We start from the raw sequence: 14,632 nt of genomic DNA, 5'->3' as shown, positions 1-14,632 counted from the left end.
CTCTCTTTATTCTATTGATCCAACATACATGCCTCTGCCATTCGTACCTACATATACCTGACCATAGATTTGACGGTCTGCCGCCATAATTTGCGGCTCATTGCCTAGCCCAATTCCTTCACCTACTGGACCTATATTGTTCCAGGTTACTCCCATATCATCTGAACGGAAGAAACCATACACGTTATTAACGGTGCCGTATACATAGACGGCTGGAACCAATTTTCCTGGCTTAGCTTTTCCAAAGGCAAATAATTTGGAATTCTGCACGCTCTGGATTTTAGAAAATGTATTTCCCGAGTTCGTCGATGCATATAGTCCATCGGTTCCCAGACTTACCCATACGGCATTCGCCACACCTGGGGCAGCCTCGACTTTAATGAAGCTCGTATTGATATCCGTGTTAACAGGAAGACGAACTGTATTGGCTTTGGACCAGTTCGCACCTGCATCCGTTGAGCGATATAGATAACCAGCAGCGTACATATAAAATTTATATCCATTGATGCGATCCGCAGCCAGTGGATGGTTATAGGCGAAGACCATATTTCCCCCAATGGCCTGAAAAGGGGCACCATTCATATTTTGCCACGTTGCGCCACGATTCGTGCTTCTGACCGGATTACCTGTCTGAGGATAATAAACAATTACATTTGGATTAATGGCAGAATAGGCCACTCGCCCCAGTGTAGAGCCTGCCGGAACATTTACCGGAGTTACTGTAACTCCGTTATTGGAAGAGACAAATAAGCGTGTGGTCGTACCATACCAGTCACTGCTTCCGAGAAATATCATGTAATTCGGATTTGCCTCATGATAGTCAATACTCACAATTTCTCGCATACCTGCGAGCGGAATTTTATTAAGAGGAACATTATTTACATTGTCATGTCTAAATCCGACCTGATCCGTTAACCCACTAAAGAACGATACACCTTGAGGCGGTGTGGATGCAGTGAGTGCAACGACTTCTTCATGACCATCGGTAATGGCTTCCCAAGTACTCGACGTATTGCCAGTCAATCCATTGGTACCATTGATATTTTCCGTCTTGTACACGCCAAACCAGTCTGTAGCGTATACGGTGCCCGGATGAATTGGATCAAACTTGATACTGGATGTTGCTGAGAAAAACATGTTGGGTGTCCACCATGATGGTTTGGATACCAGCGTTTTATTAACTACAGTCCAACTAATTCCGCCGTTTACCGAACGATACAGGGGCAGATTATCTCCGCCTGTACGAACGGCTACCAGGATATGATTATCGTTATTGGGATCGATGGTGATCCCATAGTAAGAAGAGTAACTGGAACTTGGTGTGATATTCGTCCACTGCACACCATTGAACTTATAGACGCCCTGATTATCCGTGGTGACATATAAGGTTCCGTTCTTCGCCACAGTCATACGCGCAGGATATTCGGGACTTCTCCCGGTAAGCTGCCATGTGGTCTGCCCATTGCTTCTAGGTGCTTTGCTATAGACACCAATACCGCGAACTCCCGCATACACAACCTGACCTTGTTTCGTCACCGGATTTAATCCATATGCTACACTCCGTATGCCCTCACCGGCCAACCCGTTTGGTACATCCCACACTTTGCTCCACGTGGCTGCACCGTCACTGGAGGTGTATAATCCATCATATCGTGTACCGACGTGCAGGTAATTGGAATTGGTTGGATTCACAGCGATGCTCTCTCCCATGGCTCGATGAATATTTCCATTCGATTCATTCCGAAGATTAAGTCCGGTTCGAATCCAGGTTTCTCCTCGGTCTGTAGATTTTAGAATATCGCTTGGCCCCACATTCCCGTACTTCCCAGCAGCGATATACACGACATTGGGATTTTGCTGATCCAGCGCAATGCCATCCACACCATACAGATTGCTATCCTCATCTCCAAAATGATCAAGCAGTGGAACCCAATCTCCTGAAGTTACATCCAGTCGGTAGGCTCCCCCCACATCAGTTCGAGCGTAAACCAGATCAGGCTCAGTCGGATGAATGACCACACCTGTAACGTACCCCCCTCCACCAATGGGGATATTTTTCCATTGATAGTCTTGGGCTGATTGAACAACGTTTGTACTTGCGGGTATCATGAGCATATACATTAGTAGCACAATCAGGGATAATTTCAATAGCCTGGAGATACGCATCTGGTTCACCGCCCTATCTGATCATTTTAAATGGCCTTCAATCATCTGATGTATTCTGTCTCGCTCTGACTGTTCCACGATATAGTAATACACGCCGTCTATTTTCTTGCCTGTGCCTTTGATCTCTACAGATTCAATATGATTCAGCACCGGACGATAGTTGGAGAACATCTGCTTCATTTCATCAAAGGTAACGTCGGTTCTCACATGTGCACTGACTTCGTCCAGCAACGTCTCCAGTTGCAACACATTGGATACCTGGACCGTATTCTTCAGCACTTGTTTGATAATCTCCCGCTGGCGGTCATTACGCCCAAGATCTCCCTTTGGATCATCATAACGCATCCGCGAAAATCCCAAAGCAGCTTCACCATCCAGATGAATATTCCCCTGTTCAAACCGGTAACCCTCGTAGTCAAATGCGAACGGGTTATTCACGTCCACTCCACCCACCATGTCGATGACCTGTGCAAAGCCCTCCATATTCACTTTCATGTAGTAATGTATGGGAATGTCAAGCATTTGTTCCACCGTTTGCACAGACATGTTAACGCCCCCAAAGGCATAGGCATGGTTGATCTTATCCTCCGTGCCATGCCCAACGATACTAGTTCGGGTATCCCGGGGGATGTTAAACATAAGTACCGATTGTTTCGCAGGATTAACACTCAATACAATCATGGTGTCGGAGCGACCCCGATCATTCGAACGCTCATCCACACCCAGAATCAAAGCATTGAAAGGTTCCTCATTCTCCATGTCCACGGGGAAATCTCCCCCGCCCCTCTGGTCGACAATAGATACCTGCTTGATGGGCTCCCGGGGTTCATACATCTGATCTGCCGCTGATTTAACATGCAGATACAGATACACAGAATATCCAATCATAACGACTGCAACAAGGGAAATGGCACCTAATGTTATTTTAATCCCGCGTCTCATGTTATGGCCTCCGTCAGATAACTGCCGTTTTTCTTCCATCGATATTGGTTAGACCTGGACGACCGACGGAGTAGTATTGAAAGGGGGTGTCTTGAATCTGTTCTTCTCCATAAATATTTCTTCCATCAATCAGAATGGGCTGATTCATATGTGCTGCCAAATCGGTCAGATTAACCTCCATGAACTCTTTCCATTCGGTCAGAACACAGAGTGCATCAGCGCCCTCCGCTGCGTTCATCGCACGATCCTCCCACGTAATGGATGAAGAATCCACCTCTTTGCGGAAGTTCTCAGTAGCAATGGGGTCGTACGCCCGAATGACTGCTCCTTGCTCAAGCAAACGCTGAATGATCTCAATTGCCGGAGCATCCCGAACATCATCCGTATCCGGCTTGAAGGCGAGCCCCCAGATCGCAATCTCCTTCCCTTCAAGCGAGCCCAACGCGTCTTCCAGTTTGCGAATGACGTTGAAGCGTTGATCCTTGTTCACTTCCACCACCGACTTCAACAGTTTGAAGTCATAATCCACATTACCTGCAATTTGAATCAGAGCTTGTGTATCCTTAGGGAAACAGGACCCTCCGTAACCAATGCCTGCCTTGAGGAAGGAAGCACCGATTCGTCTGTCATAGCCCATACCCTCAGCAACGCGGCTGACATCTGCGCCTACTTTTTCACAGATGTTAGAAATTTCATTGATAAAGGAGATCTTGGTTGCCAGAAATGCGTTGGATGCATATTTAATCATTTCGGCTGAGCGAATATCCGTGACAATAATCTGATCGGTTAATGGCTGATGCAGCTCTTTCAAGGTGGCAATTGCCCGATCGCTATGTGTGCCAATGACTATCCGGTCAGGATACAGTGTGTCCTGCACAGCGGTACCTTCACGCAGGAACTCTGGTACCGATGCCATGTCAAATGGATGATTCGTCAAACTGCTGATCCATTCCTGAATACGATCGTTAGTTCCGACAGGAACAGTGCTTTTAGTCATTATTATTTTATAATTATCCATATGAGAACCAATTTCTCGTGCAACAAGCTCAATATAACTCAGATTCGCTTCGCCATTAGGCAGGGATGGTGTTCCTACAGCGATGATAATAATATCCGAACGACTGATGGCATCCTGAATGTTCGTCGTGAAGGACAGCCTACCCGCTTTCATATTGGCATTCATAATGTCCTTGAGACCCGGTTCATAGATCGGAACGTGACCATCCGTCAACAAATTCACTTTTTCCACATTATTGTCGACACAGATCACGTTATTTCCCAGTTCCGAAAAGCATACGCCTGATACCAAACCCACATACCCTGTGCCAATCACCGTAATATTCATTCCATAATCTCCCCCATGTCCTAATGTGTTGGTTACGCGTGCTTCACATATGTCTGAACAATGTCCTGCCATTCGGTAGACACTCTAACGATATCTTCCTCAATCAACTGGCTTCCGATCTGTACTTCGATGATCTCCAGTTCCGTAACGGCTCTGACGGAATGAAGCATGCTCCGGTCAATGACCACCGTATCTCCCTGCCCGATCATTCGGCTCTGCCCATCCAGAATCAATTCGCCTGTTCCCGATACAACCGTCCACACCTCATTGCGAAGCAAATGGTATTGATAACTCAGATTTTTCCCGGCACTGATGCAGATTCGTTTGGTAAGAACCTCACCACCAGCTTCGTTTCTGGTGTAATCCAGAACCCGGTAGCAACCCCACCTACGCTCCTCATACATGGGACGTTGATCCTCGTTCTTCAAGATTTCCTTGATGCGTGGACTTGCCTCTTTGTCACTGACCAGAATGCCATCCGGACTTACGGCCACCACCACATTCGACAAGCCCAATATGGCAACCGGAATGTTCAGTTCATTGACCAGATGTGTGTTCAGGGAATCGCCTGTAATCCACCCTTTTCCTACCACCGAAGTTCCCATCTCTTCCGTGAGTGTGTTCCATGTGCCTAGATCTTTCCAAAATCCGTTATACGGAATAGCGATAATCTGATTCGCCTTCTCGACAACCTGGTAATCAAAGCTGATCTTGTTCAATCTTCCGTATTGCTTCAGCATCTCGTCGTACTGGATCGGCAGTTCCATCTCAATCAGCAGATTGATCAAATAACCCAGCTTAAAAGCAAAAACCCCGCAATTCCATAATGCGGCCTGCTCCATCATAAGGACCGCATCGGATTCGCAGGGTTTCTCCTGGAACTTCGCTACATTGACGTATTCATCGTTATTTTCACTGGAAGATCGGGATTGCGGAATGATGTATCCGTACTTCTCTGACGGATAGGTCGGCACAACTCCCATTAAGGCCAGATCGGCACCTGACTTATCGAGTATCTCCGGCAAGGTTGCCAGCACTTCGAAGAATTCTTTTTCAACAAAAGGATCCACCGGCAACACTGCAATCGTCTCATTCAAACTCACACTCTCTACGGAATAAAGATAGGAGGCTGCCAGCGCAATTGCAGGAAACGTATCTCTCCGTTCTGGCTCCACGACCAGTCTCACATCATCTCCCAACTGAGAAGTCAGAATCTCGACCTGTGGCAAACTAGTTGCGATCAGCGCCTGTGATGCAAGTCCGGCATGATTCAACTGTCGCCATACCCGCTGTACCATGGATTCCGGACTCCCCCCCGGCCCATGGAGCACTTTAAGAAACTGCTTGGATCTGGAATCATTGGATAACGGCCAGAGTCGCTTGCCAGAACCACCGGATAACAGAATACTTCTCATAGGGCTGCACCATCTGACAGTACGACCGAACTCGCTCCCTTGCCGGTCTCGGTCTGCTTGGTATATGTGCTGGTCTGATTGGATTCGAGTCTGCCTGCTGGGTTGCTCTTGGTCCAGGCTGCATAATAATTCGAGTTCTTGCCATATGAATTATCCAGCAGGATATTCGGTTGATCCAGGAGACAGGCCAGAATGTGTCCATGCAGACGGGATGTCGTAATGGTTTGGTACTTATTGAATTCCTTAATGGCCGTATGTACCATCCGATCAGAGTATTTGTACCACAACCAGCGGGCGAAAGAGCTGCCTTTCCCTGACTTCAACCGGGATGTAATCATGCGAATGATTTTCCGGTCAACCCGGTTGTACAATGTCTCCCAGTCTTTAAACGTGGCTTTAGGTCCACTGACGGATTCGTAATGCACCTGATTCTGAGTCTTCTCAATGTCTTTACGGAAGAAATACAACATCTCTGCATTGGGCTTGCTCTTGGACTTCAGAGGCCACAATTGATGCGCCATATCGGGAGACAGATAAACATTTGTTTGTTGAAATTCTTTACTGGCTATCTCATAAGATAAGGTATCCCGGACAAAAAAGTGCACATCCTTATGACGATTGAATACTTGGGCTGTTTTTTTCAATTCAATATCACTTTTGTAAAACATCGTCTGAGGCAGAATGACAATCCGATGATTCGGATGCTGGGCAATCATTCGTTCTCTCAATTTCTGATGAGCAGGGTACAGGTCACCAAAGTTACCTCCCCCATGCAACACAATTGTGATACCTTCCGGTACCTTGAGAGACAAAGGGCAATCCAGAATGCTGTATCTGGCACGTACTTGAATATCATTGTCCCGGAAGAAAGCCTCAGTCCCTTTCATAATCAACAAGTCGCCACCATTGCTATGCACCGGGTAATCCAAATAATAGATTTCGGTACGCGGTGGAATGACCTTCAAAATCTGACGTAAATGTCCCTTCAACTCTTCCATTGGATGAATATTGTTAGTGCCCAGCATCTCCATCTCCTCCTTGGGTGACTCTTCTTCTTTTTTTGTTTAACCGTTCATAGAGAAACGGCAGATCTTCCTTGTCATAGAACATGGCGGCGAACTTCACCTTGAATACAATCTTCATCGCGGCCACAGTGACTACCATTCGTACAATGGACCCGATCAATAAAGCAATCGCAATTCCGTTGAGCCCCCATAGCGGGGTGAACACGAAGAACAAGGCCACCGTCACCGAGAGTGCAATGAGCTGTCTGATCATCACAAGCCCTGGTCGTCCAAGCGCATTAAATGCGGATGCCAGAATCCATGAACCACCACCAATGATGCATTCCACAGCCAAAATATAAAATGCGACGCTCGCTTCCAGGAATTCGGAGCCAAACAGAAGACCCATCAGGTAGTTCCCCACAAACATGGTAGGAATTACGATGATCATCATGACCATGAGCGAGATGCGGAAGGCTCTGCCAACCGTTCGAATAATCTGCTCTTGAGGCAATCCGGTCACTTTTGGGAAAACCACATTGCTAATCGCCGTCTGAACGGCATTATAGATTCGGGATAAGGCAAATACGACAGAATACAGTCCAAAATCACGCGGGGTGAGCAAAGCCAAAATAATGATTTTATCAAACTGGGTATACAGCGTTCCTAACAATTCAACGCCATACACCCTGCTGCCATAACCAAAAAGCTTCTTGGCTGAGCTCCGGTCCACCCGATCCTTGAACCATCTCAGTCTCAATTCATTACGGTTGGCATAGATGGCCCACGCCACCACGGAGAAGCTGGTTACAAAATAGATCGCAGCCGCGAGCTGAATGCTCAGCATGCCCAGGCCCCATAACACAAAAAGCCCACCTACATTAAACAGGGGGATCATCAACCGGATGCCATTATATACAGCAAATTTCTCCCGACTCTGCGAGAGGGCTGATATGAGATTGATGACAATAAGTACAGGAACCGTAGCAATCGTATACCATCTGGAGATCTGCACGACCTCCGGCGGAAAGCTGGAGAGCCAGAAAGGTAATCCAAACCAGGCCACAACACCAATGATGATGCACACTGGAACTTGAAAAAGAAAGCTTAATCGAACATACTGTGCACTCTTCTCGGTTGCACTCTGTTTGATGTTATAGATGATAGACGTGGGTAGTCCGAATCCGACCAATCCGGTTAAGAGCGCAGGCCAGAACAGGATGGCCGAGAATGCGCCCTTTCCCTCTACGCCGAACATGCGTGACGTCAAAATGGAAGACAGCATCGTCAGTGTCATGACCAGCAGATTGGTTCCACTTGTCTGAAATATGGCACTCATTAAGCCATTTCCTCTGAATACTTTGCGAAGTGCAACTTGCGCCATAGCGATCCTCATCCCTTACTGTTTTGACGAAGCGACCCAACAATCATGCCGTTTCGGTAACATACTTTGGCAAGCTGACGTGTGAACCGATCTGAATTATAGATGTAGATCAGAGAAGTTGTTATCCCCTGTGCCAGCTTGATGCCATGTTTGGCCGTACGCACAACACCCCGATCCTGATCACGAATGGCATCACTCACACCCTGCCAATAGATTCGGCGCAGAAACCAGTTCTTCGTCGTTCGCTCTTTGGCTACTTTATGTTGTACTGCCCCATACGGCGTGTAATATACCTTGAACTTTGTCCGTATTCTTGCAATTAACTCACTCTCTTCACTGGAGAGAAGATTGTTGCCCACTCTTCCAAGGTCTTCACGGAAGGGAGCCAGTTGATCAAAGACGGATAACCGAAAAGCCACATTCGCACCAAATGGAATATAGGGGCTTTTCATTTCAGTGACTTCATCTGCAAAATCCAGAATGGTGAACAGCGACCTATTCTCGGGTGGAATCCACATCGGTTCTGGCACTTCCCAGATCGGATCAATCTTGCCACCGACACATCCGATATCTTCGCTCATCTCAAACACACTAACGATCTGGCGAATCCAATCCCTGCAAGCAAAGGCATCATCGTCAAGAAACAGGATATACTCGCCGCGCGCCTCGTGAATGGCCCGGTTACGGGCTACAGACAAGCCTTGCTTTTCTTCCAACACATACCGGATCGAATGGGTCTCATGCTGCAAAATCGTTTGAAGCACGATTTCCCGTGTGTTATCTTTCGAATTATTATCAATCAGTATGATCTCATAGTCGCTGCTTGCGTAATTCTGTTGTATTGCACTTCGTATCGCCTCTACCGCATCATGTGCACGGTTATACGTACAGATCGCGACGGTTACCTTCATCATTTCATCCCCATATTGTTCAATTAGGTCCACCCTCTCATCTGCACTAACTGGAGTACAGGGTAAGTGTCCTTTGGGCAATCACTGGCCAATCCAGCCGCTCTAACGCTTTGACAAAACCACTGCCTTCCTGAAACTCCGATTGTTTTAAACGGATCATATTCATCGCTTTAAGCAATCCATCCGGATCGGAAGGTTCATAGAGTACTGCACAATCATCGGGCAGGTATTCCTCCAACAAGCCAATCCGTGGTGCCACCACCGGTTTACAGAAGGTCAAAGCCAGAATTGCACTACCAGAAGTTGCAATTTGCTTGTATGGCAGAATGATGGAATCGACCGCATCAAAATAGTCCGAATATTCATCATCTTCAATAAAATGAAAATGGGTATGAATATGACCGCTCTTGAGGAATTCTTCACCGAGATCGTAGTCCTTCACTTTTTTACCGGCAATCAACAAATGGGCCTGGTCCGAATCCAGTTCCTTGAATGCCTCCAGCAAATCATCCACGCCCTTGTAGGGTGACACCTGACCGAAGAACGCGTACACATAACTATCCTCCGGGATGCCAAACCGGGAGCGAATATTCACGCCTTTTCCCTGATACACGCCCTTGTAATGTCCATGCGGAATAACCTCGATCCGGCTGGGATCAATCCCGAACGTCGAACAGATCTCAGAGATCAGGGGTTTGCCCATGACAATCAGCTTGGAGCAGTTTCGGACAAGTATTTTTCTCATCCAATAATCGAAGCGCGTCTTACCGCTGTTGTGAGGCCAGATATTGTGCACCGTCCAAAACAACTTGACACCGCGCACACGCGCAAAACAAATCATCAAAACATATAGAATGGATTTGATCACGGTTGACAGCACGGATGAACCTCTGTAATAGAAGCTGGGCCAATGAAAATGCAGCACATCATTTTTTCTCAGTTTGATTAGATCTTTTTTGGTAAACTGTTTTACTTCCCATCCCTTGTTCTCAATGGAATCGGATAACAGCTCATTGAATTTATTGTTCTCAATCATCTTAGGCAGCATATACACCGTCGGATTTTCCATCCAGACACCTCTTACTTTAGTTTCATTCGCACAGGTTCCTCTGTATACGTTCCAACTGCGCGCCTTGCATGAAATCTCATCAGAAAACCTTGCATCATAATTTTGGTATTACGCTTGAGCAGCACCCAATCTTTCCACCAGGGATACAGCGACAGTGCTTTTTTCAAATAAACGTTATTGCGCAGAGTATTTCTCGACCATTCGAGCATTCGATAATGATGTAATTGGCGGCGTTTCTGTTCCTTGGACATATCGTTGTAGTATTTCAAAATAATTTTGCGTTGGCCTTTGTACTTGGCCGTTGTGGAGGTTGAAATGCGCGGCCCGCTATGGATATTGATATCCACGAGCGGTTCTTTCACATTCACGGCAATGTAGCCTCGTTTCAATATGCGCAGATAAAAATCATAGTCCTGAGCGGATGTCAGATTCTCATCGAATCGAACTTCACGGGCAAGCGAGGTGAGTACCATGATTTTGGACGTTTCCCCGATCCAATTGAATGTAAGCAGATCCTCATACCGTACAACATCACGAGGCTCCACCGACAATTTCCGTTTGACCAACTGATGCTGCTCATTCGTGTATGCGAGATACTTGCTGCAAAAGGTAAACGATTCCTGCGTACGCTCCAGCACTTCCGCCTGGGTTTTAATTTTGTCGGCCATCCATTCATCATCATCATCCAGGAAGGCAATGTACTTGCCATTGGCTTGGGATATCCCCACATTCCGTGCATGATTGGCTCCTTTGGGATATGGAACCCGAATGTACCGAATCCGTGAATCATCCCGGGCCCAAGCCTGACAGATCTCTGGCGTCTGGTCTTCTGATCCATCATCCACAATGAAAATCTCCAGATACGGATGTGTTTGCTCTCGTACACTTCTCAACGCATTTTTCAATAACTCGGCCCGGTTATGGGTCGTAATGATGCAAGATACCAAGGGGTTCATTTCATCACCTTTTCCTGTTCACTAGGATACCTTCACTTGAAGTGCATCATATATTCCTGACAGCCTGCCTACGAGAAGATTCATATCGAACCTATCCGATATAATCGCTCTGTTATATGAACCCATTCTTGCTCTAATCTCTTCATCCGTAATGAGATATTCCAGTGCTGATGTTAGCCCGTGCACATCTCCCGGCTCGATTAACAGCCCATTATGACCGGATGTAATCACTTCGGGAATGCCTCCGACGTTGGTCGATATAATGGGCAAGCCACAATTCATTGCTTCAAGTATGGCCATAGGTAATCCCTCATGATAAGAAGGCAGGACCAGCAGATCCGCTTCCCGCATCAGCTTTTCCTTTTGCTCTCCGTTAATCCAGCCGAGTACGTTGACACGCTCTTCGATTCCATACTGCTGTACAAGCGCTTTGACCTCTTCGACTTCGCCATCCCCCGCCAGATTGAAGGTAGCTGTAACGCCCAGCGCCTTTAATTGCTGAATAGACTGAAGCAGATCATAGACGCCTTTTCGCTCACCCAGTCTTCCCATGAAGAGAGCATTAACTGCAGCCTTCTGCTCTTTCGCAAAGGGCTCTTTCACAAAGACTCCGTTATAGAGCACCTCAATAGCTGTCTCCGGAACAATCGTGACAAAGTATTCTTTCCACGTCTGGGATAAGACAATCAATTTATCGGCTTGATTCAAAATGTAGTGACAATACTTGCGCTGCAGGGCGAATCGATTGTAGAAATCATCAAAGCTGGCCGCATGAATATGCATAATGACTGACTTTCGAAACAATTTTCTTGCGGTTAGCAGGAATAGTGACTTCCGATAAAAGCTTCCGTTGTTCGCCATATGAATATGAACAATATCCGGCTTGAACGTGTACAGCTTCATCCAGAATTGAATGAATCCCCGTATAAAAATAAGCAGCCGTGAGAACACGCTGCCCGTGATATACGTTTCCACCCGCTGCATGGCATACATATCAGAGATGGAAGAATCCTCAATGTTTTTGATTACACTCACAATTCCACCCATATCCTTCAAGGATGATCCAACAACCAATACTTTTGGTTTCATGATAGACTCCTTTTTTCATGGTTAATCTTCAGAATACTTACAGACTATTCACGTAATTTTTGATGGACGAGATCAGATCAGACTGTTTTCTCACATAAGGCTGGAACGTCTGCTGCTCTATGCAAGGAACCAGTTTTTGTAATTCAGCCTGACTCTCTGCAACGGCAACATAGCCGTTCTCCTGAAAAACCTTAGAAATCTCAAGTTGATGATCATCAACATGTTCACCCCACTCTTTCCGGCGCGGAATGACGATCACCGGCTTGCCGCGTTCGAGACAATTCGTGATGGAGCCAACACCCGCATGAGTGATAATACATCTGCTGCGCTGCACATATCCATTCATCTCTTCCTGCGTCAGGAAAGGAATTGCAGTGAAGTTTCGCGGCTGATACTCCGTATATCCCGACTGGGCAATAACTTCCTCTTCAATAATTCCAGCCTCAATCGCCTCATCAATAAGCTCGAACATGCGATTGAAGGGAAAGCGCTGGGTTCCAACAATAGCAAATATCAAAATAAAGCCCCCCTGTATTTTGCATTGGGATAGCTATCCTGCAACGTTTCCCACTGGATAAAGAACTCATCCGAGATTTTGTACATCAATCTCCCGGTTGCGCTGGAGGAATAGATTTTGGCATAACTTTCGATATAAATCAGCTTGGCACCGAAGATTTTACCGATGAGGCAAAATGGATATGTGGCCCCTGCCCCTGTCGTAATGATGACCTTCGGACGCTCGCGCAGATATAAAAAGAATGATTTGATAATGTTAGCCATAAAAATCAGCAAAAACATCGCATTCTTACGCTCTTGCTGCATTAAGAAGTATATTTTGCCCTGAGATGAATCTACTTTTCTGCTTTTGTTCTTCTCGGTAATCAGGAAATAATCATGTTCTTCAACCGCAGGTATAATCTTGGTCAATTCATCAAAATGACCGCCTGTAGAACTGATCAAACAGACCTTCATGTTCTAATCTCCTTTGAAAAGGATGCGTCCTTGGCTCGCTGTACCTGGATATCCACTTCTGCTTCCGCCCCTGAGTTGGAGTGTACTCCTTTTCCCGTAGCATATAATGCGTTCAGGAAGATACAGAATGGAGCAATCAGATGAACGGTGGACAGGGTATTGTCAAAAAAGGAATAGGTCAGGAAACCGATAATCATACCGGCAAAATACAAACGGATCATGCCGCTCAATCGGAAGAATACGGCACGGAATACCAGAAGCAACGATAGAAACAACAGGATGGCTCCAACTAACCCGCCATCGTAATAAAAACGAATGTATTCATTATGCGGAACGACGAAGCCAGAAAAGATACTTCCATCATTAGCCACGAGCGTTGAGCCGAGCCCACGTCCAAATATCGGATACTCATTCGCTTTGCCAATGAAATAGTTCCAGGCTACATCCCTTCCCGACAAGCCTTTGCTCTCTGATCTCATCTCATAGTTGTCCCACTGCGCAATCACCATATAGGCGACGGCCACAACGAATAGAATGAGAGGAATAATGGCACTGACTCTGCCTTTGATGAAGGCTTTCAGTTGATCAAAAAGATAGACCAGAATAATTGGAATGAGTGCAATAAGTGGTCCCCTTGTTCCTGTCTGGACCAGAATAACCAGATGTGTCAAGGTAAGCATGTAATACAGTACAACCTGATGGCCTTGCTTGATCTGGATCAGACAGACGCAGATCGAGATAAAACACAACATGGCCAGATGCGCGGCGATATTAGCTCCCTGTAACCGGGTTACGCCCGACATCTCCAGGTTCGTAATGGACAATATGCCGGCGAGTTGCAGAATATAACCACCAGCGAGACTGAACAGTGGCAACCATGCGAGTACACGTATAATTCGTTGACTGATCTCTCTTGAAAAATGGGGCATCAGCAACAAAAAAGGAACAATGACTCCTAGAAAGGCCTTGAATGGATCCAGCGGATTAACCTTACTGGGCAGATCCGATAGAAAATAACTCTCCACAAATAAAAAAACAATTGCGAGTGCAGGATATATCAGATCTTTTCGAATACCAAATCGTAAAAAAAGAGACATGACAAAACCCAGAATCGCCAGCTTGTAGAAGGACAGCGAATCCAGTCCTGCCAGATGAATGCTAAATATCTTATCAATGGACAATGAGAAACTTACAATAAGAATCATAAAAATCCAGCTGGGCTGTTTAACATAAACGCCCAGCAGAATCACAGCTATAAGTGCAACAACTGAAACTAGCGGAAGATAGATTGCTGCGAAGACTATTATCAGTGAAAACAAAATGATGTTAAACGACTTCATATTTAATGCAGCAAGTATACCGGTTTTTTGCATATCTGC

General features: G+C 46.2%; 13 protein-coding genes. All 13 read right to left on the bottom strand.

Annotated elements, in window-relative coordinates; genetic code table 11:
* Window positions 1-6: 6 nt before the first annotated feature.
* From MKY85_RS06580 to MKY85_RS06520, 13 genes are read right to left on the bottom strand one after another with little or no spacing between them, the layout of a single operon-like run.
* Window positions 7-2,166 carry a hypothetical protein gene (locus MKY85_RS06580; protein WP_339240287.1) on the bottom strand — a complete coding sequence of 720 codons (2,160 nt, stop codon included), beginning with the start codon at window positions 2,164-2,166 and terminating at the stop codon, window positions 7-9.
* 21 nt (window positions 2,167-2,187) lie between these two features.
* On the bottom strand, window positions 2,188-3,108 hold the full coding sequence (locus tag MKY85_RS06575) for an LCP family protein (RefSeq protein WP_339240286.1): 921 nt from the start codon (window positions 3,106-3,108) through the stop codon (window positions 2,188-2,190).
* 13 nt (window positions 3,109-3,121) lie between these two features.
* Window positions 3,122-4,453: a UDP-glucose/GDP-mannose dehydrogenase family protein gene (locus tag MKY85_RS06570; protein WP_342572156.1), complete on the bottom strand. Its 1,332-nt coding sequence runs from the start codon at window positions 4,451-4,453 to the stop codon at window positions 3,122-3,124.
* Window positions 4,454-4,485: 32 nt separating this feature from the next.
* A complete protein-coding gene (locus tag MKY85_RS06565) occupies window positions 4,486-5,868 on the bottom strand; it encodes a sugar phosphate nucleotidyltransferase (protein ID WP_339240284.1) in 1,383 nt (460 codons plus the stop codon).
* Window positions 5,865-6,893, bottom strand: a complete 1,029-nt coding sequence (locus MKY85_RS06560; RefSeq protein ID WP_339240282.1) for a polysaccharide pyruvyl transferase family protein — start codon at window positions 6,891-6,893, stop codon at window positions 5,865-5,867. The genes MKY85_RS06565 and MKY85_RS06560 overlap by 4 nt, the downstream gene beginning before the upstream one ends.
* Entirely contained in the window at window positions 6,880-8,256 is a 1,377-nt protein-coding gene (locus MKY85_RS06555) for an oligosaccharide flippase family protein (protein WP_339240280.1), read from the bottom strand. Before MKY85_RS06555 ends, MKY85_RS06560 begins: the two co-directional genes overlap by 14 nt.
* An 8-nt stretch (window positions 8,257-8,264) precedes the next feature.
* A complete protein-coding gene (locus MKY85_RS06550) occupies window positions 8,265-9,170 on the bottom strand; it encodes a glycosyltransferase (RefSeq protein ID WP_342572155.1) in 906 nt (301 codons plus the stop codon).
* 43 nt (window positions 9,171-9,213) lie between these two features.
* Window positions 9,214-10,236, bottom strand: coding sequence for a glycosyltransferase (locus MKY85_RS06545; RefSeq protein ID WP_342572154.1), 1,023 nt, complete (start codon window positions 10,234-10,236; stop codon window positions 9,214-9,216).
* A gap of 11 nt (window positions 10,237-10,247) precedes the next feature.
* Window positions 10,248-11,192 carry a glycosyltransferase gene (locus MKY85_RS06540; RefSeq protein ID WP_342572153.1) on the bottom strand — a complete coding sequence of 315 codons (945 nt, stop codon included), beginning with the start codon at window positions 11,190-11,192 and terminating at the stop codon, window positions 10,248-10,250.
* Between the two features lie 21 nt (window positions 11,193-11,213).
* On the bottom strand, window positions 11,214-12,281 hold the full coding sequence (locus MKY85_RS06535; RefSeq protein ID WP_342572152.1) for a glycosyltransferase family 4 protein: 1,068 nt from the start codon (window positions 12,279-12,281) through the stop codon (window positions 11,214-11,216).
* 37 nt (window positions 12,282-12,318) lie between these two features.
* Window positions 12,319-12,798, bottom strand: a complete 480-nt coding sequence (pssE, locus tag MKY85_RS06530) for a PssE/Cps14G family polysaccharide biosynthesis glycosyltransferase (protein ID WP_339240271.1) — start codon at window positions 12,796-12,798, stop codon at window positions 12,319-12,321.
* Complete coding sequence (pssD, locus tag MKY85_RS06525) at window positions 12,795-13,253, bottom strand: PssD/Cps14F family polysaccharide biosynthesis glycosyltransferase (RefSeq protein ID WP_339240270.1); 459 nt, start codon at window positions 13,251-13,253, stop codon at window positions 12,795-12,797. Before pssD ends, pssE begins: the two co-directional genes overlap by 4 nt.
* Window positions 13,250-14,626, bottom strand: coding sequence for an O-antigen ligase family protein (locus MKY85_RS06520; RefSeq protein ID WP_342572151.1), 1,377 nt, complete (start codon window positions 14,624-14,626; stop codon window positions 13,250-13,252). Before MKY85_RS06520 ends, pssD begins: the two co-directional genes overlap by 4 nt.
* Between the last annotated feature and the right edge of the window lie 6 nt (window positions 14,627-14,632).

It is taken from the genome of Paenibacillus sp. FSL R5-0749 (genome assembly GCF_038595085.1).
Lineage (GTDB): Bacteria > Bacillota > Bacilli > Paenibacillales > Paenibacillaceae > Paenibacillus.
The sequence above is the reverse complement of the archived record's forward strand: the minus strand, read 5'-3'. Positions and strand labels throughout refer to the sequence as shown.